Annotated in this window: 23 protein-coding genes; 17 read left to right on the top strand and 6 right to left on the bottom strand. The window is 40.0% G+C overall.

The window, feature by feature from the left end:
* Positions 1-29: 29 nt before the first annotated feature.
* The 5 genes from xylA to GQR45_RS05040 all read left to right on the top strand — a co-directional run bounded on the left by xylA (position 30) and on the right by GQR45_RS05040 (position 5,886).
* Positions 30-1,349, top strand: a complete 1,320-nt coding sequence (gene xylA, locus GQR45_RS05020) for a xylose isomerase (RefSeq protein WP_007375167.1) — start codon at positions 30-32, stop codon at positions 1,347-1,349.
* Between the two features lie 36 nt (positions 1,350-1,385).
* Positions 1,386-2,327 (top strand): transaldolase, encoded by a 942-nt coding sequence (gene tal / locus GQR45_RS05025; protein ID WP_346774195.1) that lies wholly within the window; start codon positions 1,386-1,388, stop codon positions 2,325-2,327.
* A 58-nt stretch (positions 2,328-2,385) separates the two neighbouring features.
* Positions 2,386-4,404, top strand: a complete 2,019-nt coding sequence (tkt, locus tag GQR45_RS05030) for a transketolase (RefSeq protein ID WP_165725328.1) — start codon at positions 2,386-2,388, stop codon at positions 4,402-4,404.
* A 107-nt stretch (positions 4,405-4,511) separates the two neighbouring features.
* Complete coding sequence (locus GQR45_RS05035) at positions 4,512-4,895, top strand: hypothetical protein (protein ID WP_165725329.1); 384 nt, start codon at positions 4,512-4,514, stop codon at positions 4,893-4,895.
* Between the two features lie 13 nt (positions 4,896-4,908).
* The gene (locus GQR45_RS05040) at positions 4,909-5,886 is read left to right on the top strand and encodes an aldose epimerase family protein (RefSeq protein WP_165725330.1); all 978 of its coding nucleotides are present in this window, start codon (positions 4,909-4,911) and stop codon (positions 5,884-5,886) included.
* Between the two features lie 68 nt (positions 5,887-5,954).
* On the opposite strand, the gene GQR45_RS05045 is transcribed toward GQR45_RS05040, so the two are convergent.
* Positions 5,955-7,094, bottom strand: a complete 1,140-nt coding sequence (locus GQR45_RS05045) for an endo-1,4-beta-xylanase (protein WP_165725331.1) — start codon at positions 7,092-7,094, stop codon at positions 5,955-5,957.
* 155 nt (positions 7,095-7,249) lie between these two features.
* Between GQR45_RS05045 and GQR45_RS05050 the strand changes: the two genes are divergently transcribed.
* Both GQR45_RS05050 and GQR45_RS05055 read left to right on the top strand, forming a co-directional pair.
* Positions 7,250-9,097, top strand: a complete 1,848-nt coding sequence (locus tag GQR45_RS05050) for a DUF5060 domain-containing protein (protein ID WP_165725332.1) — start codon at positions 7,250-7,252, stop codon at positions 9,095-9,097.
* A gap of 14 nt (positions 9,098-9,111) precedes the next feature.
* Complete coding sequence (locus GQR45_RS05055; RefSeq protein ID WP_165725333.1) at positions 9,112-9,549, top strand: cupin domain-containing protein; 438 nt, start codon at positions 9,112-9,114, stop codon at positions 9,547-9,549.
* Positions 9,550-9,695: 146 nt separating this feature from the next.
* Here GQR45_RS05055 and rluB read toward each other — a convergent pair whose 3' ends face one another.
* The 4 genes from rluB to GQR45_RS05075 form a co-directional block, all read right to left on the bottom strand.
* Positions 9,696-10,568 carry a 23S rRNA pseudouridine(2605) synthase RluB gene (rluB, locus tag GQR45_RS05060; protein ID WP_007582584.1) on the bottom strand — a complete coding sequence of 291 codons (873 nt, stop codon included), beginning with the start codon at positions 10,566-10,568 and terminating at the stop codon, positions 9,696-9,698.
* Positions 10,565-11,155 (bottom strand): SMC-Scp complex subunit ScpB, encoded by a 591-nt coding sequence (gene scpB, locus GQR45_RS05065; protein WP_024590449.1) that lies wholly within the window; start codon positions 11,153-11,155, stop codon positions 10,565-10,567. The genes rluB and scpB overlap by 4 nt, the downstream gene beginning before the upstream one ends.
* 151 nt (positions 11,156-11,306) lie before the next feature.
* On the bottom strand, positions 11,307-11,828 hold the full coding sequence (locus GQR45_RS05070) for an EF-hand domain-containing protein (protein WP_165725334.1): 522 nt from the start codon (positions 11,826-11,828) through the stop codon (positions 11,307-11,309).
* Between the two features lie 227 nt (positions 11,829-12,055).
* On the bottom strand, positions 12,056-12,487 hold the full coding sequence (locus GQR45_RS05075; RefSeq protein WP_007582577.1) for a hypothetical protein: 432 nt from the start codon (positions 12,485-12,487) through the stop codon (positions 12,056-12,058).
* A gap of 240 nt (positions 12,488-12,727) precedes the next feature.
* On the opposite strand from GQR45_RS05075, the gene xthA reads away from it, so the two are divergent.
* From xthA to GQR45_RS05090, 3 genes are read left to right on the top strand one after another with little or no spacing between them, the layout of a single operon-like run.
* Positions 12,728-13,534: an exodeoxyribonuclease III gene (xthA, locus tag GQR45_RS05080; RefSeq protein WP_010554249.1), complete on the top strand. Its 807-nt coding sequence runs from the start codon at positions 12,728-12,730 to the stop codon at positions 13,532-13,534.
* A gap of 5 nt (positions 13,535-13,539) precedes the next feature.
* A complete protein-coding gene (locus GQR45_RS05085) occupies positions 13,540-14,187 on the top strand; it encodes an energy-coupling factor ABC transporter permease (RefSeq protein ID WP_010554248.1) in 648 nt (215 codons plus the stop codon).
* Complete coding sequence (locus GQR45_RS05090; RefSeq protein ID WP_165725335.1) at positions 14,184-14,999, top strand: putative RNA methyltransferase; 816 nt, start codon at positions 14,184-14,186, stop codon at positions 14,997-14,999. Before GQR45_RS05085 ends, GQR45_RS05090 begins: the two co-directional genes overlap by 4 nt.
* Here GQR45_RS05090 and yfbV read toward each other — a convergent pair.
* Positions 14,996-15,442, bottom strand: a complete 447-nt coding sequence (gene yfbV / locus GQR45_RS05095; protein WP_007582569.1) for a terminus macrodomain insulation protein YfbV — start codon at positions 15,440-15,442, stop codon at positions 14,996-14,998. The two genes, GQR45_RS05090 and yfbV, sit on opposite strands and share 4 nt — an antisense overlap.
* 284 nt (positions 15,443-15,726) lie before the next feature.
* Between yfbV and GQR45_RS05100 the strand changes: the two genes are divergently transcribed.
* The 7 genes from GQR45_RS05100 (at position 15,727) to GQR45_RS05130 (ending at position 22,381) form a co-directional block, all read left to right on the top strand.
* The gene (locus tag GQR45_RS05100) at positions 15,727-16,941 is read left to right on the top strand and encodes an acetate kinase (protein ID WP_165725336.1); all 1,215 of its coding nucleotides are present in this window, start codon (positions 15,727-15,729) and stop codon (positions 16,939-16,941) included.
* Between the two features lies 1 nt (position 16,942).
* Positions 16,943-19,102, top strand: a complete 2,160-nt coding sequence (gene pta, locus GQR45_RS05105) for a phosphate acetyltransferase (RefSeq protein WP_165725337.1) — start codon at positions 16,943-16,945, stop codon at positions 19,100-19,102.
* Between the two features lie 226 nt (positions 19,103-19,328).
* Positions 19,329-19,715 (top strand): ACT domain-containing protein, encoded by a 387-nt coding sequence (locus GQR45_RS05110; protein ID WP_007582563.1) that lies wholly within the window; start codon positions 19,329-19,331, stop codon positions 19,713-19,715.
* Positions 19,716-19,718: 3 nt separating this feature from the next.
* A complete protein-coding gene (locus tag GQR45_RS05115; RefSeq protein ID WP_101216738.1) occupies positions 19,719-20,216 on the top strand; it encodes a PTS glucose transporter subunit IIA in 498 nt (165 codons plus the stop codon).
* Between the two features lie 4 nt (positions 20,217-20,220).
* Positions 20,221-20,565, top strand: coding sequence for an ArsC family reductase (locus tag GQR45_RS05120; protein ID WP_007582559.1), 345 nt, complete (start codon positions 20,221-20,223; stop codon positions 20,563-20,565).
* Positions 20,565-21,695, top strand: a complete 1,131-nt coding sequence (gene dapE / locus GQR45_RS05125) for a succinyl-diaminopimelate desuccinylase (protein ID WP_165725338.1) — start codon at positions 20,565-20,567, stop codon at positions 21,693-21,695. The genes GQR45_RS05120 and dapE overlap by 1 nt, the downstream gene beginning before the upstream one ends.
* On the top strand, positions 21,695-22,381 hold the full coding sequence (locus GQR45_RS05130; RefSeq protein ID WP_165725339.1) for a M15 family metallopeptidase: 687 nt from the start codon (positions 21,695-21,697) through the stop codon (positions 22,379-22,381). The genes dapE and GQR45_RS05130 overlap by 1 nt, the downstream gene beginning before the upstream one ends.
* The last annotated feature ends 12 nt before the right edge of the window (positions 22,382-22,393 follow it).

Below are 22,393 nucleotides of genomic sequence, written 5' to 3' on the forward strand. Positions count from 1 at the left end.
ACACTATTATAAAATTAATGGAGCACATTATGAGCGAACAATTTTTTACAAACGTTGAAAAAATCAAATTTGAGGGTGAAAACTCTAAAAACCCATTTGCATTTCGTTACTACGACGAAAACCAAGTAGTGCTTGGCAAAACAATGAAAGAACATTTACGTTTTGCAGCCTGTTACTGGCATAACTTTTGTTCTACAGGGTTTGATATTTTTGGTGAAGGTACGTTTGACCGTCCTTGGATCCAACCTGTAGGCAATCAATTAGAACTTGCTGAACAAAAAGTAAAAGTAGCCTTTGAATTTTATGAAAAATTAGGCGTTCCTTACTTTTGTTTTCATGATGTTGATATTGCCCCTGAAGGCAAAACACTACAAGAAAGCCACGATAACGTAACGCACATAGCTAACATTATCGAAAAAGAAATGCAGCGCACAGGTGTAAAACTACTGTGGGGTACTGCTAACTTATTCTCAAATCAGCGTTTTTGTGCCGGTGGTGCAACAAACCCTAATCCTAATACGTATGCATATGCAGCAGCACAAGTTAAACATGCAATGGAAATTACGCATCGTTTAGGCGGCGAAAACTACGTACTTTGGGGTGGTCGTGAAGGTTACGACACACTACTAAATACAGACCTTGCACAAGAAAGCGAACAGTACGCACGCTTTTTGAAAATGGTTGTAGAGCACAAGAAAAAAATTGGTTTTAAAGGCACATTATTAATTGAGCCAAAACCACAAGAGCCAACTAAGCACCAGTACGATTACGATACAGCAACGGTTGCAGGCTTTTTATACAAGCACGGCTTACAAGACGAAATTAAAGTAAACATTGAAGCAAACCACGCAACACTTGCGGGTCATAGCTTCCACCACGAAATTGCAGTTGCTTGCGCAGAAGGCATTATGGGTAGTATTGATGCTAACCGTGGCGACATGCAAAACGGTTGGGATACTGACCAATTTCCTAACGACGTAGCTGAGTGCACACTTGTTGTTTACGAAATTTTAAAAATGGGTGGTTTTACAACCGGTGGCTTTAACTTTGACACTAAGCTTCGTCGTCAATCGTGTGAGCGTGATGACTTATTCATTGGTCACATTGGCGGTATGGATACGATGGCTAAAGCATTACTCAATGCAGCAGCAATGATTGAAGGTGGCGAGCTGACTGATTTTGTTGAAAAACGTTACGCTGGTTGGAAAGAAGACCTAGGTCAAAGCATTCTAAATGGTGAGCAATCACTTGAGAGCCTTTCAGCCTTAGTACACGAGAACAACATCGATCCTAAGCAAGTTTCTGGTCGCCAAGAACTGCTTGAGAATATTGTTAACCGCTACGTATAAGGACATCGCCTCGGTTTTAAAGCCGAGGCGTACATCATTATGAACTTGTTAGAACAACTCAAAAAAGTAACCACAGTCGTTGCCGACAGTGGCGATGTAGAGTCAATCAAAGCCCTACAACCGGTTGATGCAACAACCAATCCTTCGTTAATTTTACAAGCTGCAAAATTACCTCAATATAAACATTTAATTGAAGACGCTATAAATAAAGCTGGCAACAACGTTGACGCTATATGCGACCAACTTATTGTTAACTTTGGCTGTGAAATACTAAAAGTAATACCTGGGCGTATATCGAGCGAAGTAGATGCGCGTTTATCGTTTGATACCCAAGCAAGTATTGCCAAAGGGCGTAAGCTTATTTCACTTTACGAGCAAGCGGGTATTCCAAAAGACCGCGTACTTATTAAACTTGCTTCAACATGGGAAGGTATAAAAGCCGCAGAGCAATTAGAAAAAGAAGGCATTAAGTGTAACTTAACACTGCTTTTTTCGATGGCTCAAGCCATTGCCTGCGCACAAGCTAACGTAACGCTTATATCTCCGTTTGTTGGTCGTATTCTTGATTGGTACAAAGCCCGCGATAATAAAGAATACACCCCAAGCGAAGATCCTGGTGTGCAGTCGGTTACAGGTATTTATCAGTACTATAAAAAGTACGATTATAAAACCGTGGTAATGGGCGCAAGCTTTAGAAACATTCAGGAAATAATCGAACTTGCTGGCTGCGATTTACTGACTATCTCGCCATCATTACTCAATGATTTACAAAGCCAAGAAGGTGAACTGGTTACAAAGCTTAACGCTGCAAACATTGCTAAAGCACCGCAAAGCGACATAACCCCACTCACCCACGAGCAATTTTTATGGCAGCACAACGAAGATCCAATGGCCAGCGAAAAGCTCGGTGAAGGTATTCGTAACTTTGCCAAAGATCAGCGTATTTTGGCTAAATTGGTTGAAGACTTACTAAACTAATTTCCCTCAAGCCTGCCACATAACGTGCGGGCTTTTTTAATTTTATTTGAGGTAATACATGACTCAACTTTCTTCTCGTGCGCCTTTTGCTAATGCCATTCGCGCACTCAGTATGGATGCGGTACAGCAAGCAAACTCAGGGCATCCGGGCGCACCTATGGGTATGGCCGATATAGCCGAAGTACTGTGGAACGATTTTTTAAACCACAATCCAACCGATCCAAATTGGCCAAACCGAGACCGCTTTGTACTTAGTAACGGTCACGGATCTATGCTTATTTATTCTTTATTGCATTTAAGCGGGTACGAGTTACCACTTAGTGAGCTTAAACAATTTAGGCAAATGCATTCAAAAACCCCAGGTCACCCTGAATACGGTTATACACCAGGTGTTGAAACAACCACAGGTCCGCTTGGCGCAGGTTTATCAAATGCCGTAGGCATGGCCATTGCCGAAAAAGCCCTAGCAGCACAATTTAACAAAGAGAGTTTTGATATTGTTGATCATTACACTTACTGTTTTATGGGCGATGGCTGTTTAATGGAAGGCATATCGCACGAAGCATGTTCGCTTGCAGGCACATTAGGCCTGGGTAAACTTATTGCTTTTTGGGACGATAACGGCATATCTATCGACGGACACGTTGAGGGCTGGTTTACCGACGACACCGCAAAACGCTTTGACGCTTACGGCTGGCATGTAATAAAAGATATAGACGGTCACGACCCAGAGCAAATTGCCAGCGCCATTGCGCAAGCAAAACAAGTGAGCGATAAACCTACTCTACTTTGTTGTAAAACCGTGATTGGTTTTGGCTCGCCAAATAAATCAGGCTCGCACGACTGCCATGGCTCGCCATTAGGTAATGACGAAATAACTGCGGCGCGCAAATTTTTAAACCTCCCAAATGAAGCATTTAGTATCAGTGATGATATTTACGCCCATTGGGACGCTAAACAAAGCGGTGATAAAAAACAAAAACAATGGCAACAACTGTTTAGCGACTACACCAAAAGCCACCCAGAGCTTGCTAATGAATTTGAGCGACGCGTAATTAAACGCACCCTGCCTGACAACTTTGAAGCTATTGCAAGCAACTATATTGCACAGTGCAACAATGACGCCGCTAACATTGCCAGCCGAAAAGCCTCGCAAAACACCATTGAAGCCTTTGCCCCGCATTTACCAGAGTTACTGGGTGGCTCTGCCGATTTAGCCGGTTCTAACTTAACGCTGTGGTCTGGCTCCAAAGGCATAAGCGCAGATGACGCCAGCGGTAATTACCTGTTTTATGGCGTGCGCGAGTTTGGTATGAGCGGCATTATGAATGGCATATCACTGCACAGTGGTTTTATTAATTACGGTGCTACGTTTTTAATGTTTATGGAATACGCCCGTAACGCAGTAAGAATGTCGGCACTTATGGGTATTCAAAATATATTTGTGTATACCCACGACTCTATTGGCCAAGGTGAAGACGGTCCAACTCACCAACCTATTGAGCAACTAGCCAACCTACGTATGACGCCAAACCTAGTAACATGGCGCCCATGTGACGCAGTAGAAACCGCCGTTTCGTGGAAAAACGCGATACAAAATCAGCAGCAACCTACCGCGCTTATTTTTAGTCGCCAAGGGCTCAACCACCAGCCACGTACAGCTCAGCAAATTAGCGACATAGAAAAAGGCGGCTATATTCTTAGCGATAGCAATAAAGTGCCTGAGCTTATTTTAATTGCAACGGGTTCTGAAGTTGATTTAGCAATGCAAGCCGCAAAAGAGCTGACAGCACAAGGTGTTGCAGTGCGTGTGGTATCAATGCCAAGCACCACATTGTTTGATCTACAATCAGACGATTACAAGCAAAGTGTATTGCCAAACTCGATAGCAAACCGTATTGCAGTTGAAACATCACATCAAGATTACTGGCTTAAATATGTTGGCTTACAAGGCAAAGTAATTGGTATGAGCACTTTTGGTGAGTCGGCGCCAGGTAACGTGTTATTAGAGCATTTTGGCTTTACCACCAAAAATGTAGTGAGCACCGCGCAGGCGTTAATTAAAGCCAACGCTTAATATATTTAGTACGCGTAATGCGCTAAATAATCCAAACTTTATCCAATTAATGCGCTAAGCCTTTCAAAGCTCGGCGCATTTTTATAATTAACTAACAAAGGTGAACTATGAAATACTTACTATTAATTATGCTTTTTAGTGCAAGTACTAGTTTTAACGCATGGGCAAATTACGAGCAAAATGATGAACTAATGCTAACGATTTTTTTGAAGCACGACCAATCAAAAAACCTCTCTGAAATAAAAGAAATACTAAACAACGCTAACTTTTACAAACACTTCCCGCCAGAGGGCGCAACAGTAGAATCTTGGAAAGTAATGATGGGCATAGGGCAAGTTGTTACCTTGCGCTTTCCGGCAGCGTTATTACCAAAAGTAAATTTATCGATTGAACGTTATGGTTGGAAAGCCTACAGCACTGAGTTTTATCCAACATACGATCTGTACCCAATCGTAAAAGAAGAAATTAAAAAAGCCAGAACGAACAATTAAAAGAGTAACCAACATGACAACTTCAATTGTTCAATACACACTAAGTAATGAAGCAAACGACACTATTTCTATTATTAACTATGGTGCCCGGCTTACCAGCTGGGTTACCCATGTTGATAATAAAAAACGAAATATTGTACTTGGCTATTCTAATATTAATGACTATTTAAACGACACGTTTTACTTAGGCGCTATAGCCGGCCCTTATGCAAACAGGCTAAGTAACGCCCAAATAAACATTGATGATAAAGCCTATGCGCTTAATAAAAACGAAGGCGTAAACCAACTCCACGGCGGTCAAAAAGCATTAAGCGACTTGTTTTGGCAGCTCGATTATCATCAAAAAAATGCGTTAAGTTTAAGTATTACCTTGCCTGATGGTTACAACGGCTACCCCGGTAAAACTATATTTAACGTGCTGTATACCTTTACCACTAACAGTAAAAACCAAAGTAATCTTGATATTAAATTTACGATTACCAGTAATAAAAAAACCATTGCAGGGCCAACAGCGCACCCATATTTTAATTTAAATGGCATTACTAACAGCGCACAAGGGCATACATTAAAACTGGCCGCCGCGCATTATACCCCCGTAGATACAAACGCCATTCCCACAGGTTTAATAGCCCCTGTAGCAAATACAACTTTTGACTACACAAATGCGCGGGTGCTTAATAAAATCGATAAACTCGATCATAACTTTGTAACCGAGCAAGTACTTAATCTGCAAGCCAATAAGCAACACGCAGAGCTTACTAGCGCCGATGAAAAAGTAATGCTGAGTGTGCTTTCTAACTACCCTGCCATTCAGGTGTATACAGGGCAGCATTTAAAAAGCCCGTTTAACCAATTTGACGGTATTTGCCTAGAGCCGCAATTTTGCCCCGACAGCCCCAATAACTCACACTTCCCATTTAGCTATTTAACACCACAAGTGCCTTTGCAAACGCATATTAGTTACTGCTTAACTAAAACCAATAAAAAATAGCTATTTTATAAACCAAAAAAGGATCGCTATTAAGCGATCCTTTACGGGAGATTAAATGTTTAGTGCAATTATAAATCGCTTACAAAGCTTTTAAGTTTTAACTCACGGTCAATTAATAGTGGGTAATCGGTGCGCCCTTGCATTGGCCAATCGTTGCGCCAAGTACGTGCATCGCTTATACCCCAAAAAGTAACACGGCTTACTTTATCGTCATGTTTTTTAAGTATGTCAAACACGGCTTTGTAGCGCTCGCCTAACTGGGTGTTTACTTCACTAGGTAAACCATTCGGGTATGGGTTAAATCGCTCTTGCAGCGCAATATCTAACGAAATATCAGCCCCTTGTTCTTCACCCTCAGGGAATGGTAATACCGAAATATCAAGCTCGGTTATCATCACATCAATACCTGTTGCAGCGTATGCCACAATAGAGTCTTCCATTAACGAAAGCTCTGGGTTATCAAGCGAATAATGCGCTTGCATACCAATACCATCTATTTCAATGCCTTTGCTTTGTAAATTTTTAATAAGCGCAATTGCACCGGCTCTTTTTTCTGGCTTATATAAGTTGTAATCGTTGTAGTATAACTTGGCATTAGGCGCTGCCTGCTTAGCGTATTTAAACGCATATTCTATAAAGTCGTCACCAATAATGGTGCTCCATTTAGATTCACGCAGTGTGCCGTCTTCGTTAAGTGCTTCGTTTACCACGTCCCATGCAAAAATACGGTTTTTATAGCGCCCTGCAACTGCATTAATATGGTTTTGCATCCGCTTAAGTAATGCATCGCGGGTTAGCGGCTCGCCTTGTTCGTCTTCAAAAACCCAATCAGGAGTTTGCGAATGCCACACTAATGTGTGCCCAACTAATTCTTGGTTGTTCTCTTGTGCGTACTGAACTAACGCATCAGCGGCTTCAAAATCATAGGTTTCAAGCTCTGGGTGTATACGCTCCCACTTCATTGAGTTCTCTGGCGTAAAGGTATTAAATTGCGCTTTAGCCACATTTAAATCTTCAGGCAAAGCCCCTAATATTTGGTCGCGGCTAATCGCTGTACCTATTTTAAAGTGGTCTTTAAATTGCGCTTTAAGCGTTAATTGCTCTGGCGCTTTTAATGTTGGTTTACTTTGCTCTGCTGAGCCATTACAGCCAAGTGCAAGGCTCGACATTCCTAATAAAATAGCAATCGTAAATTTATTTTTATGCATGATGTACCTGTTGTGTGTTTTTTAGTGTGCAACGTAAACTTAACACCATATAGTCTTTTTGACAACAACGTTTTATTAAAATAGACTGAACAAAAATAACACAGTACACATTCCTTAATCACACACTACTAGCAACAAAATTAGTAAGGATACAAATGAAAAAAAAAACAATAAAACGGCTTCTTTTAATTAGCGCATTTTTCGCCTCATTTATTTTCAGCGCCCTAATTCGCGCGGAGCAAACCAGTACTCACGTGCCTATTTGGCATAAATTAAGCTTAACCCTTGAAGGCCCACACACCAGCGAGCTTGCCACGCCTAACCCCTTTACCAATTACCGCTTAGACGCTACATTTACCAGCCCCACTAACAGGCAATATACAGTACCTGGGTATTATGCAGCCGATGCAAACACTGCTCAAACACATGCAACAGCAGGTAACAAATGGCAGGTTTTGTTTTCGCCCAACGAACTTGGCAAATGGCGCTATACACTCTCATTTGTTAAAGGCAGTAATATCGCAAGCGTGCCATTAAATACTGTTACAAATGAGCAATCAGCCGGATTTTTTGATAAACAAACAGGCGAGTTTAATGTTACCGCCGCCACTAAGTCATCCAGTAGTAAAGACTTTAAAAGCAAAGGGAAGCTTGAATACGTTAACAAACCCTATTTGCAGTTTAATGGCTCAAAAGAGTACTTTTTAAAAGCCGGTGCTAACAGCCCCGAAGTGCTGCTTGGCTTTTCAGGGTTTGATGCCACTCCCACAAAGCGTAACTACCAAGCGCACATAAAGCATTGGCAAAATAGCGACCCTACATGGCAAACAACCAATACAGAGACTGATAACAGTAGTCATCAATCTTCTAAAGGCATTATTGGGCTAATAAATTATTTAGCGTCGCTTAACATTAACGCGTATTACTTTTTAACCATGAACGCCTACGGCGATGGCGACCAAGTTTGGCCATGGCTTAGCAAAACCCAAACCACACGCTACGATGTATCTAAATTAGCTCAGTGGGATATTGTATTTAGCCACATGCAGCAAAAAGGCATAATGACTCACTTTGTAATGAGCGAAACCGAAAACGAGTCACTGTTTGAATGGAACGAAAGCCAGCTTAAAAACGATTTTGCTGTTAGTCGTAAAATTTACTATCGCGAGTTATTTGCCCGCTTTGGCTATCATTTAGCAACCACGTGGAATATAGGCGAAGAAAACGGCTGGCAAGATCCAAGCGGCGACGATAAACAACAAAAAGCTAATACCACAAAACAAAGAAAGCAATTTGCCGATTACTTTCAATCACTCACCTACTACCCTGAGCATATTGTGATACATAACGGCCCGTCGCTCGACTACCACATTTACGATAAACCAAACGACAACATTTTAGGCTACCCCGCCTACACAGGGGCAAGCTTACAAGGTGAACTTAAAAAAAACACCACTTACAGCGATGTTTTAAAGTACCGCCAGCTTACTCAAAGCAACCCTCACCCGTGGGTGATCACCATGGACGAGGCCTATATTTACGAGTATGCAAACAATGTAGATACGTGGCGTAAAAGTAACGTGTGGGCCACATTTATGGCAGGTGGCGCAGGTATTGAGTTTTATTTAGGCGGTGGCGGCGACCTTGTTGAACAAGATTTAACACCTTACAAAAATTACTATTTAGCGATGATCAACGCTGTTGCGTTTTTTCAAAAATACGTGCCTTTTACAAAGCTTACACCCACCCCAGAGCTTACAAAAACAGGCTGGGCGTTAAGTGATAACTCAACGTTTTACTTATTTTATTTTAGTAACGCAAGCCAAGCTCAGGTCACATTACCAAACGCGTGTTATACCCTCGACTGGTTTAACCCACGAACTAACAACTACATAAACGGCAAACGCTTTTGTGTAAATATCGCAACGAGTACACAACTGGCAACACCACCCAACACACCTAACAACGACTGGGTTTATTTAATTAACCTAAGCGCTAAATAATAAGGATAACAACCATGAATCATTTAACAGTTAAACATTGTGTAACCGGCGTATTACTTACAACCGCAGCCACTTTAGCATTGCCTGTAAACGCAGAAGATAAACCCACACAACTTACATCAGATATTGTGAGTCAAAAAGACGCGCACATTACTCATTACGAAGGCGGCGATTTTCATACTTACTTTTATGGCGATACACCACTCACCAAAGGCGCTATTACGGGCGTTGCGGTTATTAAACCTAATAACGAAATACATCCTGCCCACCAGCATCCTGATGAAGAATACCTAATGATTCTCGAGGGCTCTGGCACGTGGACGCTTAATGGCAAAAGCCAGCCAGCTCATACTGGTGATATTTTATTTGCAGCCCCTAATGACGTACACGGCATTTATAACAACGGCGATGTGCCGCTTAAATTTGTGGTAGTGAGGTATCAAGTGAAATAGTTAAAACTAATTTAGATATATAATTACAAGCTCTATGTATGATAAAAGAAGGCTACATACAGCCTTAAAATAAAAACGCCTAATGAGATAATCAGGCGTTTATATTAAATTACTGTCAATTTATATGGATTGAGAATAATGATTGATTATTTACGTTTAGTCGGCTTAACACGCTGATTGTGTTTTTTAACTGCTTTACGAATTTGGTTGATTTTAGCGCGTTTATCTTTGCGTTTTTCAGGCATAACAGAAAGCTTAGTTTGTGTTTCGCGGCCTAATTTAACGGTTTTACGCAAGTAGTTTACTGTTTCTAAATCATACTCCATCCAACCACCTTGTGGCACGCGCTTATCAAGCTCTAATTTACCGTAACGAATACGAATAAGACGAGATACTTCCGCATCTTGAGACTGCCATAAACGACGAACTTCACGGTTACGCCCTTCATTTAACGTTACGTTAAACCAACGGTTAACGCCTTCGCCACCCATAGGGGTTACAGTCGTGAATTTGGCTGGACCATCTTCAAGTTCAACACCACGTAGTAAGTTTTTAACCGTCTCGTTGGTTACTTCACCAAATACACGTGCAGAGTATTCACGCTCTACTTCATAGCTTGGGTGCATTAAACGGTTTGCCAGTTCACCATCGTTTGTAAAAAGCATTAAACCCGATGTATTAACGTCTAGTCGACCAACCGCAATCCAGCGATCGCCATCAATACGAGGAAGTCGGTCAAATACAGTACGACGCCCTTCAGGATCTTTACGTGTGCTTAACTCACCTTCTGGTTTGTTATACATAATCACACGACAGATTCGGTCTGCTTTTTCTTCGATTTTCACACTGTGTCCGTCAACACGAATCAAATCGGTTTCTTCAACACGGTCACCTAACTTTGCCACTTTACCGTTTACACTAACGCGGTTTGCGTCAATGTATTTTTCCATTTCACGGCGTGAGCCTACGCCTGCACGGGCTAAGACTTTTTGTAACTTTTCACCTTGTATAATACTCATTCGGATGGTTCTCTCACAGAAGGATCGCTCAATAACTGGTTAATTTTACTTTGCTGCTCTGTTGGCAACGCAGGTAAATTTTCAAGTCCAGTTAACGAAAAATAATCTAAAAATTGCTTAGTAGTTGCATATAAAGCCGGCTTTCCCGGAACCTCTTTATGCCCTACCACTTTAACCCACTCTCTTTCGAGTAAAGTTTTAATAATATTCGAACCCGTAGTAACACCTCTTACTTGCTCAATTTCGCCGCGTGTAATGGGCTGCCTGTACGCAATAAGTGATAATGTTTCCAGTAAAGCACGCGAGTATTTTGGTGCGCGTTCTTGCCACAAGTTATTTAACCAAGGGCTTAAACTACTGCATGCCTGAAACCGATACCCACTACCAACTTCAACTAAGCGAATACCACGAGTTTGAAAATGCTCTTGTATTGTATCTATTGCGTCATTTATTCGTGCCATAGAAATAGCTAAATCTATTAATACGATGTCTTTAAGGTGGCGTTTACTAACAGGCTTATCTGCAACAAAAATAGCTGCTTCAATGATCTCAACTAGTTGTTCATCACTAATTCGCCGACCCGCCATACACACTCTTAACAAATAAAAATACACAGCCATCTATTATGACAGAACAACACCAAACTAGGAAAATATATCTATCAAATAACTAAATTTAAAACACAAAAAAGCCAGTGACTAGCACTGGCTTTAATCTTACTTATTAAAATGGTAACTATTAGTTACTTTTAAAAGCTTCTAATGCATCATCTTCAGCTACTGCGTTACCATGTTTTTTAATGTAACCCATAAACTCGCTTTTACTGATGCGCTTATCTTGGTTTTTATCCATGTAACCAAAATGATTTGAAATATCATCATCGTTACCTTCAACTACCGAGATATAGCCATTGCTGTCGTTATCTAAGCTTGAAAAACTGCTTTCAATTTTATCGAATTTAGCAATTTCAGCTTTAAATGCCGACTCACTTACTTCAGAATCAGTGGCTACTTTGCCATTATTAAGCTTCATATAAGTGTTAAATTCTTTGCGGCTAATTTCGTTATCCATATTGGTATCAATATTTGAAAAATGGCCCCAAATGCTATCGTCATCAGCTTCAACTTTTGAGATGTAGCCATCGCTATCATTATCTAAACTTGCAAAGTCACTGTCTATTCTTTCAAGACCTTGATTAGATGAACAAGCCGCTAGGCTTAATGATGCTAAAATAGTGGCTGCTAATGTTAACTTTTTCATAAGACGTATCCTTCGTAATTAATTAAATGTCACTTTAACTAATACAAATCCAATGCCAATAATAGTTAACTTTTAATAATCAATAACTTAATCTCGATCGGTATATTTATTAAACAGTTTCAATGAGTTAAGCTTGCAAGCTTTGCAAACAACCTTGTAATTTTTGCAAAAAAATACCCGGTAAAAACCAGGCATTTCAAATTTACTTATTATAGTTAAGCTAATAATTAGATTGCTGCGTTTTGGTAGCGTTTAACAAACTCAGTAACGTTTTGACCATTACATTTTAATGAGTTTAGGTTACCAATTTTTTGACGAACAGGTGCTAAACCTTGTTTTAAAGCCGTCATACATAATTGAGTTTCTTGTTGAGCGTCTTTTGCAAATACTTCTACTTTCTCAACTGATGCGTTGCTTAATGTCGTTTTTTTAGCAATATCACGAATATCTTCACCATTACATAAAATGCTTTTAGAAAAACGAGATAGGTAAACACCGTGCTGGGCAGCTTCTTTACGAGCAACGCTAAAGCCTTCGTTTGCACTTAGTACACATAACTTAGACTCAATTTTGTTATCTTGGCTAAAGTAGGTATTGCTTTGAGCTGACGCAGTTGCAGATGCTAGTAAAGCAGTGGCTAAAAGTAGTTGAGTTTTCATGAGAGATCCTATTTGAACGAGCTAAACAAGTGAGTTTCGCGCATTATATATTCAATAAAGTTAAGTTCAATTGAATTTTTTATTTATTTAAATAATTAATATTGTATTCACAATGTTTAAACTTTACCCATCATTTGATCAACATTTGCGCAGCTATTATCTCAATTCAGTCATGTTATGTACGCGTATTTACTGATACAATTTAATCTATTAAATAGAACCAATTTTAAGGTAAATTTTATGAAAGTGATTTCTTTCAATATCAATGGTCTGCGTGCTCGTCTTCACCAATTACAAGCAATTATCGACAAACATCAACCAGACGTTATTGGCTTGCAAGAGATTAAAGTTCACGACGAAGCATTCCCATTAGAAGATGTACAAAAAATGGGATATCACGTCTACTTTCATGGTCAAAAAGCGCATTATGGCGTAGCTATGTTATGCAAAAAAGAACCTAAATCGGTCTTAAAAGGTTTTGCCACCGATACAGATGAATCGCAAAAACGCATGATAAGCGTCACTGTTGAACAAGAAAACGGTCGCGACCTTACTGTCATGAATGGCTATTTCCCACAAGGTGATAATATTAATCACGAAACTAAATTCCCTTATAAACGTCAATTTTATAAAGATTTAATGACACACCTTGAAACCAATCACACACCCGATCAAGACGTCATCGTTATGGGTGATATCAACATATCACCTACCGATTTAGATATTGGTATTGGCGACGTAAATGCTAAACGTTGGTTAAAAACGGGTAAATGTTCTTTCCAACCGGTAGAGCGTGAATGGCTTGCAACATTACTTAATTGGGGTTTTAAAGACACCTTTAGAGAGCAAAACCCCGAAACAGACGATCAATACTCGTGGTTTGACTATCGCTCTAAAGGGTTTGTAGATAATCGAGGACTTCGTATAGATGTAGTGCTTGCAACCAATGAGCTTGCAGCACGCTGCATAGATACAGGTATTGATTACGAACTTCGCGGTATTGAAAAACCGTCAGATCATGCCCCTATATGGTCAACATTTAAGTAATTATTATGCTCAGCCTAACAATGCAGGGGCTACTTTGGGCTCTTGTAATTATTATTGCTCTATTGAGCTTTGATAAAAAAACATATAAAACATTGCTTAATACGCCAGTCCGTCAAACTGGCGTACTTGCGTGTGCATTAGTGTTTGCAGTGCTTTGGCGAATAAAGGCTGGCATTTTAACTGGCCTTGATTTACACATCCTAGGTGTTACGGCTGCTACATTAATTTTAGGCTGGCGATTGACTATTTTAAGTAGCCTACTTGCCACAGCCCTACTCGCTGCCTTTGGTCAAATTGAACTTGAGCTGTTACCAGTACAACTGCTTATTGGTGCGTTTATTCCTATTTTATTGAGCTATCTTGGCTTTATAATTAGTTACCAATATTTACCTCGTCATTTTTTTGTTTATATATTTGTTTGTGCGTTTATAACCGCAGGATTTATAGCCTGTATAAAAATAGGCCTAGGTGCTTTATTTTACTTAGCTATAGGGCAATACAATTGGCAAGAACTTGCAGATAACTACGTTTATTTAAGTGCCATAATTTGGTTTCCTGAAGCAATGCTCAACGGCATGGCTATAACAATTATGATCACCTATCGCCCGCATTGGGTAAAAACTTTTTACGATAAGGACTACCTAGGCTCATGAGTCTTGAATATCAATGCCCGCTGTGTAACCTAGCACTTTTGAAAACTGATTCAACACTTCGTTGTGCTAACAACCACAGCTTTGATTTTGCTAAAGAAGGCTATGTTAATTTATTGCCTGTGCAACAGAAAAATTCAAAACAACCGGGTGATTCACTTGAAATGGTACAAGCCAGACGTGCATTTTTAGAGCGTGGGTATTATCGTTTTTTACAGCAAAGCCTTAGTGATATAATCAGTAATATAAATGCGAATACTATTATTGATTTAGGATGCGGTGAAGGGTTTTATACCCAAGCAATCGCGAATAAAACAAATGCTGTTGTATACGGTGTCGATATTTCAAAATCAGCGGTTAAATATGCAGCAAAGCGCTACCCTAATTGCCATTTTAGTGTGGCATCAATCAGCCAAGCCCCCTTTAAAAGCCAATTTGCTGATGTACTTGTTAGCGTATTTGCACCTTTATTTGAGCAAGAGCTTGAACGCCTAGCAAATCAAAACGCAACATTAGTGGTTGCAAGCCCAGGACCTTGTCATTTAAAAGAGCTAAAATCGTATATATATTCAGAAGTAAACGAACATACTGAAATAGCCACTCCAAAAGGATTTCAAAAATCAGAGCAGATCCTTTTAACAGAGCATGTAGCGCTTAGCTTTACTGATATTAAAAACTTAATAATGATGACGCCATTTGCATGGAAATTTAGACCCGAGCACTGGACAGCACTCGAAGAAAAAGGTGAACACACTGTCACCTTATCGTTTTATATTACTCAGTTTACCAAAATAGATAATGATGTAACTCTCTAAAACTGCTCTTTAGTAAACGCCCTGTCCATTTTATCAAACATATCTTTAAGTAAATTGGCAAGCTCCATATAACGGGGCTTGTTTTCACTTAACTGCGTTTGATATCCATTAGCTGCCATTTTAGTGTACAGCTCGTTATACCATTTTTGCATCGCAGGCTCTAAAGGCGTTTGCGCTCGCTTACCCAACCAAAATAAACCTTGTAATGGTAGCGATATAAAAAATAATGCACTTGCAATGGCTTGCGGTAAAAAATCAGAACCCAAGTAATTTAGCTGAAAAAACAATGTTAGCATGGCTAAGATTGGCATTACTGTAATGGCAAGCTCAGTCGCTCTAATTACCCTAAACTCTAAAAACAAAGGCGCAAGCTCTTTGCGCATTGGCCATTTTTTACCATACAAACGGCCTGTTTGTAGTTGTGACATCACACTTTTTTGCATCATGACTCCTCACAGATACTGCTTTTAAATACAATGGAAAAACGAGCTATACGCAAAGTGTAACACAAAATGAAAGAGTTACACTTTCTCAGTAAAACAGCTTAAATTTACCTTTTAATGGCGAACAATCCTAACTTAAACATCTTAATTAAGGTAAAGTATTTAACATTGCGTTAACTACTTTGCAATTGAACATTCAATTGTTTTAGCTTTACTTAATACCGTAAGTGTAACGATTACGAATTAACGTTTACTTACTAAATTTGTTTATGGAAATTGAATCTATGCCAACAACCTCTCCTGAATCACAACACGTTTTAGTTTTAAATTGTGGTAGCTCTAGCTTAAAGTTTGCCATTATTGATGCGAACGATGGTCACGAAATCATTTCAGGCCTTGCTGAACGCTTAGGCGCTAAAGCACCCTCTATTAAATACAAATTTAATGGTACTAAAACAGTTATCGACTTAGCGGCTAATCAAGCTCATGCTGAGGCTATAAATACGCTTGTAAGCTTAATAAAAGATCACAACTTAGACGAGCAACTTATCGCAGTGGGCCATCGTGTTGTACATGGCGGCGAGCACTTTACGCAATCGGTATTGATTGACGAAAAAGTAATTGCAGGCATTACACAGTCGGCAACGCTTGCGCCGCTTCATGGGCACGCTAATTTACTAGGTATATCGTCGGCGCAGGCATCGTTTGAAGGTTTGCCACAAGTCGCGGTGTTTGATACTGCATTTCACCAAACTATGAATGAAGTTGCCTTTCTTTACGCTCTTCCATATAAGTTGTACACCGAGTTTGGTGTTAGGCGTTATGGTTTTCATGGCACAAGTCATTTTTATGTTGCAGGGCAAACAGCAAAGTTACTTGGGCAACCTATCGAGCAAAGCAATTTTATTAGTGCCCACTTAGGTAACGGTTGTTCTGTATGCGCTATTAAAAATGGTAAGAGTGTTGATACCAGCATGGGACTAACGCCTCTAGAGGGGCTGATAATGGGCACACGTAGCGGCGATATTGACCCTGGTTTATTTAACTTTTTAACCACTCAACTTGATTACACAGCCCAGCAAATAGATAACCTACTAAATCAAAAAAGTGGCTTGTTAGGTATTAGCGAGCTTTCTAACGATTGCCGTACCATTGAAGAAGCCGCTATGGTCGGTAATAAAAAAGCGATACTCGCAATTGAAATGTTTTGCTACCGACTTTCAAAACAAATCGCGGCGTATATGGTGCCATTACAGCGCCTTGATGCTGTTATATTTACTGGTGGTATTGGTGAAAACTCAGATATTATTCGTGAAAAAGTAATTACACAACTTGCCTTTTTAGGCATTAATTGTAATCCGCAAGCCAACCTCAATGCGCGCTTTGGTCAAGAAGGCGTTATTAGCTGTAAAAATTCACACGTCAAAGCAGTTGTAATGCCAACCAATGAAGAATGGGTTATTGCCCTTGATGCTGCAAATATTGTAAAGGAGCTTTAATATGGCACGTCGTATTATGTTAATTCCTGTTTCTACCGGTGTGGGTTTGACGTCGGTATCAGTTGGTTTAGTGCGTGCACTTGAACAAAAAACAGTTAAAGTTAACTTTTTTAAACCAATAGCTCAGCCACGTTCTGGTGAAACAGGCCCTGAAAAATCAACACAAATAGTCACTCAAGGCTCACCTATTAATCCCCCAATGCCTTTTGCACTTGATTATGCTGAGCAAATGATTGGCGACGGTAAAGGTGATGACCTCCTAGAGGAAATTGTTGAACGCTTTGAAAGTAAAATAAACGATGACGAAGTCGCTATTATTGAAGGTATGGTACCTACTCGTCGTCAACCTTATGCTGGGCGTGTAAACCGCGAAATTGCGCAAACACTCGGCGCCGAAATTGTATTTGTACTTACCCCTGGTAATTACACCATTACTCAAATAGAAGACCGCCTTGAAATTGCAGCAGGTAACTATGGTGGTATCAATCACCCTCGCGTACTGGGCTGTATTTTTAATAAAGTAAATGCGCCACTTGATGAAGAAGGTCGTGCACGCGCCGATTTAGTCGATGCCTATAAACCTGAAGAGCTTGAAAACGAGTTAAATCGTTTAGTATCCCTACCTATTTTTAAAAAAAATCCGTTTATGTTACTTGGTGCAATCCCGTGGGATTTTGACTTAGTAGCGCCGCGCGTAAAAGACTTAAGCGCATACTTAAAAGCCACGATTATTAACGAAGGCGATATGCTTCATCGTCGTCTGCGCCGTATTACTTTTTGTGCTCGTACGGTTTCAAATATTTTAAATTATTTTACGCCAGGCGCTTTATTAGTAACACCGGGCGATCGCTCTGACATACTTGTTGCTGCGTGCTTATCTGCTATGAACGGCACTAAACTTGGTGCTATATTACTCACCGGTGGCTTTGAGCCAGAGCCACGTATTATGGCCTTGTGTGAGCAAGCCATGCAAACAGGCTTACCAATACTCGCAACCGATGCAGACACATGGCGTACATCATTACTACTGCATAACTTTAATATGGAAGTACCAAATGATGATGACCAACGTATTGAAAAAGTAAAAGATCACAACGCAGAGCATATCAATTCAAGCTGGCTAGATACTCTAGCTAAAAGTGTAGGTAAAACTCGTAAGTTATCACCACCCGCATTTCGTTACTTACTTACCACTAAAGCGCGTAAAGCAGGTAAAACCGTGGTTCTACCTGAAGGTAATGAACCTCGTACAATTAAAGCGGCTGCTATTTGTGGTCAACGCGGAATTGCTAAAACTATATTACTGGGCGATCGCGAAGAAATAATGCGTATTGCACAGCAGCAAGGTATTGAGCTAAACGAACATGTAAGTATTATCGAGCCTCAAAGCATTATTAATGATTATATTGCGCCTATGGTCGAAATTCGTAAAAGCAAAGGCCTAACTGCCGTAGTAGCACAAGAGCAACTACAAGATAACGTCGTACTGGGTACAATGATGCTTGAGCAAGGTAAAGTAGACGGTTTAGTATCGGGCGCAGTAAACACTACGGCAAATACAATTCGCCCACCACTGCAATTAATTAAGACAGCACCAGGGTCATCACTAGTATCATCTGTATTTTTTATGCTACTGCCTGACCAAGTATTAGTTTACGGTGACTGTGCGATTAACCCAGACCCTAATGCTGAACAACTTGCAGACATAGCGATTCAATCTGCCGACTCTGCAGCTGCATTTGGCATAGAGCCGCGTGTTGCCATGATCAGCTACAGCACGGGCACTTCTGGTACAGGTGCCGATGTTGAAAAAGTACGTGAAGCCACAAAAATTGCAAAACAAAAACGTCCTGATCTAATTATCGACGGCCCACTACAATACGATGCAGCTATAATGGAAAACGTAGCACTTAAAAAAGCACCTAACAGCCCTGTAGCCGGTAAAGCGACCGTATTTATATTCCCAGATTTAAATACGGGTAATACCACGTATAAAGCAGTACAACGTAGTGCCGACTTGATAAGTATTGGCCCTATGCTGCAAGGTATGCGTAAACCTGTAAACGATTTAAGCCGTGGTGCATTAGTTGATGATATTGTGTATACAATCGCCTTAACTGCCATTCAGGCAGCTCAAACAGAAGCGCTAATTACTCATTAAACGTAACGTGTGCTTTTTATAGCCTAGCTATTATTTATTTAATAATTAACTAGTTAGGTTATTTATACCCTGCAACCCCCATACTTATCCACAGAAATTGTGGGTAAGTTTTTACTCCCTTCTTTTATCTACTTATTTACTGCTGAGTTAGTCGTTGTTACACCTTTAATTTAAAGCCAATAATCTATACTATAAAGCTATCAATATTGCTGTTCGCAGGCTTTTAATGTCAAAACAAACATTACAATTACACAGCACCATTTTATCTATACACAGTTTAGATGTAGATGCCGACATACCTGCGGCACTTTTAAAGCAATCTTTGTTTTTTATTTCTAAAACCCATGATGAACTTTCAATTGTATGCCCAAGCGATTTTGAAGTAAAAAGCCTGGATACCGAACCCGACTGGCAAGCTTTAGAGGTTGTAGGTCCACTTGGCTTTTCGTTAACCGGAATTATGGCTAATATTTCAGGGGTATTAGCGCGCGCTAAAATTTCTATCTTTTCAATCTCAACCTACGATACTGATTATATTCTCATAAAAAAACACACTGCAGAAAATGCTATTTCCGCTTTAAAAAAAGAGGGTTATAACGTGGTGGTAAACTAACTTATGAAAGCTCAAAAAATTGACTATTTAGCTCAAAATAAAACGCCTCTTAATGCAATAAATATTACCAGCCCATTTACAGGTAAAGTAATTGAACTGAAAGAGCACCCAGAACCTTTTTTTCGTTTTGGCACTCTGGGCCCTGGTATTATGGTGCAACTAACAAGTCATAAAATTTTAGCACCGTTTGATGGAACTTTGTTACAAGTAAAAAATGCAGGTACTGAGTTTATTCTACAAGCTAATAATGGTCTAAAAGCCTTGATTAACTTAACTATTTTTGATTCGCAATCAATTACGCATACCCATATTGCGCAACTCAATGGTAGCAAAATATGCAAAGGTCAACGCCTTGCTTATTTTGATTTACGAGAACTTGATACTCCAATGCTTGCTAGTTTAATTTTACTAAACGGCCATAACCTTGGCACATTTCATTACTCGCATTCGCATGTAAATGCGGGTGAAGACACACTATTAACTATTATTAAGAAGAACTAGATTTATGATCACTCTATACGGCATTAGCAACTGCGATACGATAAAAAAAGCTAAAAAATATTTAACCGATAACAACATCGAATTTACGTTTCATGACTACCGCAAAGATGGCGTAAATGAGCAAATGGTGAGTGAATTTGCAGACAAGCTCGATTGGGAACAACTCGTTAATAAACGTGGAACAACTTATCGCGCATTAACTGATGAGCAAAAACAGAGTCTAACTAAAGAAAGTGCTATCCCATTGTTGGTTGAACAACCTGCCATGATCAAACGTCCAGTACTGGTAAACAATGGCAGTTACCATTTAGGTTTTAAAGCAGCCCAATACGACGAGATTTTTAAATAATGACTAATGACGTAATTCAACTCGCCCAAGCGCTAATCCAACGTGAATCGGTAACGCCCGAAGATGCTGGCTGCCAACAGATGATGAATGATCGCCTTGCTACGGTTGGTTTTAATATAGAATCATTATTTTTTACCGACACACTTAATACTTGGGCTCGAAAAGGCACACAATCGCCGCACTTTTGTTTTGCTGGTCACACCGACGTTGTACCAACAGGCCCTGAAAAAAATTGGCAACACCCACCGTTTTCAGGATTAATAAAAGACGGCCTACTGCACGGGCGTGGCGCTGCCGATATGAAAGGCTCATTAGCCGCAATGCTTGTAGCAACCGAACGTTTTGTTACTAAACATCCAGATCATAAAGGCTCTATTTCTTTTTTAATCACTTCTGACGAAGAAGGACCGTTTATAAACGGCACAACACGTGTAATAGATACACTAGAAGCCCGTGGTGAAAAAATAGATATGTGCCTAGTAGGCGAACCCTCATCACGAGATGTATTAGGCGATGTTGTTAAAAATGGCCGAAGAGGCTCACTTACCGCTTACCTAACGGTTAAAGGCGTACAAGGTCATGTTGCCTACCCACATTTAGCACAAAATCCAATTCATCTAGCAACGCCTGCACTTACTGAGCTTAGCCAAACGGTGTGGGATAACGGAAATGAGTACTTCCCAGCAACTAGCTTTCAAATTTCGAATATTAATGGCGGCACAGGTGCTGGTAACGTGATCCCGGGTGAACTAGAAGTACAGTTTAACTTTAGATTTAGCACGCAAGTAACACATGAGCAATTACAACAGCGTGTAAATGACATTCTACAAAAGCATAACTTAAATTATGAATTAAGCTGGATAGTAAATGGCTTACCTTTTATTACCGAGCACGGCCCGCTTGTTGATGCCACAGTTAAAGCGATTAAATCAGTAACCGGTTTAACCACGAATCTAGAAACTACCGGAGGCACATCTGACGGTCGCTTTATTGCGCAAACAGGTGCTAAAGTAATTGAACTTGGTCCACGTAACGCCACTATTCATAAAGTAGATGAATGCGTAAGTACCGATGATTTAATAGCCCTTACCGACATTTACGAGCAAATACTAGAGCAACTTTTAGCATAATGGATGTCACTCAACCAACACCAATAATGTGTATCACGGGGCAAAGTGATACACATTTAACTGATATACAAAATCATCGCTTGCACAGCGCTATTATCAGCGACTTTTTAGCGCTGCAAAGTGCAGCACAAAAAGCGGGATTTGAGCTTACTATTGCCTCAAGTTTTCGCGACTTTAATCGCCAATCAATTATTTGGAATAATAAGTTTTTAGGTATTCGACCTGTTTATAATAAACAGCAAAAGGTTGTAGATTTAACTAAATTAAATGATGTAGATAAATGCATAGCAATAATGCTCTACTCTGCATTACCTGGGGCCAGCAGGCACCATTTAGGCACCGATTTAGACGTGTTTGATAAAGCTGCGGTAAGTGATGATTATAAACTACAGCTAACACCTGATGAATACCTGCAAAGTGGGCCGTTTGCGCCTTTAAGTAATTGGCTTGATACTAACTTAGATAAATTTGGCTTTTATCGCCCTTACCAGCATGATTTAGGTGGTGTCGCACCTGAGCTTTGGCATATAAGCCATATTAAGCAATCGCAATTATTAGTGAATAAGCTTAGCGAGCAAGTACTTTTTGAATGCATAAAAAACAGTGAACTACAGGGTAAGCAGGCAATACTTGATAACTTACCCGCTATTTATACACGCTTTGTAACGAACGTTAGTCCCCCTTAAAAAAAGGTTAAC

It is taken from the genome of Pseudoalteromonas sp. SA25 (assembly GCF_011378705.1).
Classification (GTDB): Bacteria; Pseudomonadota; Gammaproteobacteria; order Enterobacterales; family Alteromonadaceae; genus Pseudoalteromonas; species Pseudoalteromonas arctica.

Coding starts and splice junctions, on each gene's coding strand:
- GQR45_RS05070 (WP_165725334.1), bottom strand. CDS start 11,828: ATGAAAAAGTTAACATTAGCAGCCACTATTTTAGCATCATTAAGCCTA.
- GQR45_RS05045 (WP_165725331.1), bottom strand. CDS start 7,094: ATGCATAAAAATAAATTTACGATTGCTATTTTATTAGGAATGTCGAGC.
- GQR45_RS05055 (WP_165725333.1), top strand. CDS start 9,112: ATGAATCATTTAACAGTTAAACATTGTGTAACCGGCGTATTACTTACA.
- yfbV (WP_007582569.1), bottom strand. CDS start 15,442: ATGCAAAAAAGTGTGATGTCACAACTACAAACAGGCCGTTTGTATGGT.
- GQR45_RS05090 (WP_165725335.1), top strand. CDS start 14,184: ATGAGTCTTGAATATCAATGCCCGCTGTGTAACCTAGCACTTTTGAAA.
- pta (WP_165725337.1), top strand. CDS start 16,943: ATGGCACGTCGTATTATGTTAATTCCTGTTTCTACCGGTGTGGGTTTG.
- GQR45_RS05115 (WP_101216738.1), top strand. CDS start 19,719: ATGAAAGCTCAAAAAATTGACTATTTAGCTCAAAATAAAACGCCTCTT.
- scpB (WP_024590449.1), bottom strand. CDS start 11,155: ATGGCGGGTCGGCGAATTAGTGATGAACAACTAGTTGAGATCATTGAA.
- GQR45_RS05120 (WP_007582559.1), top strand. CDS start 20,221: ATGATCACTCTATACGGCATTAGCAACTGCGATACGATAAAAAAAGCT.
- GQR45_RS05075 (WP_007582577.1), bottom strand. CDS start 12,487: ATGAAAACTCAACTACTTTTAGCCACTGCTTTACTAGCATCTGCAACT.
- rluB (WP_007582584.1), bottom strand. CDS start 10,568: ATGAGTATTATACAAGGTGAAAAGTTACAAAAAGTCTTAGCCCGTGCA.
- GQR45_RS05110 (WP_007582563.1), top strand. CDS start 19,329: ATGTCAAAACAAACATTACAATTACACAGCACCATTTTATCTATACAC.
- dapE (WP_165725338.1), top strand. CDS start 20,565: ATGACTAATGACGTAATTCAACTCGCCCAAGCGCTAATCCAACGTGAA.
- GQR45_RS05130 (WP_165725339.1), top strand. CDS start 21,695: ATGGATGTCACTCAACCAACACCAATAATGTGTATCACGGGGCAAAGT.
- GQR45_RS05085 (WP_010554248.1), top strand. CDS start 13,540: ATGCTCAGCCTAACAATGCAGGGGCTACTTTGGGCTCTTGTAATTATT.
- GQR45_RS05100 (WP_165725336.1), top strand. CDS start 15,727: ATGCCAACAACCTCTCCTGAATCACAACACGTTTTAGTTTTAAATTGT.
- xthA (WP_010554249.1), top strand. CDS start 12,728: ATGAAAGTGATTTCTTTCAATATCAATGGTCTGCGTGCTCGTCTTCAC.
- GQR45_RS05050 (WP_165725332.1), top strand. CDS start 7,250: ATGAAAAAAAAAACAATAAAACGGCTTCTTTTAATTAGCGCATTTTTC.
- GQR45_RS05035 (WP_165725329.1), top strand. CDS start 4,512: ATGAAATACTTACTATTAATTATGCTTTTTAGTGCAAGTACTAGTTTT.
- xylA (WP_007375167.1), top strand. CDS start 30: ATGAGCGAACAATTTTTTACAAACGTTGAAAAAATCAAATTTGAGGGT.
- GQR45_RS05040 (WP_165725330.1), top strand. CDS start 4,909: ATGACAACTTCAATTGTTCAATACACACTAAGTAATGAAGCAAACGAC.
- tkt (WP_165725328.1), top strand. CDS start 2,386: ATGACTCAACTTTCTTCTCGTGCGCCTTTTGCTAATGCCATTCGCGCA.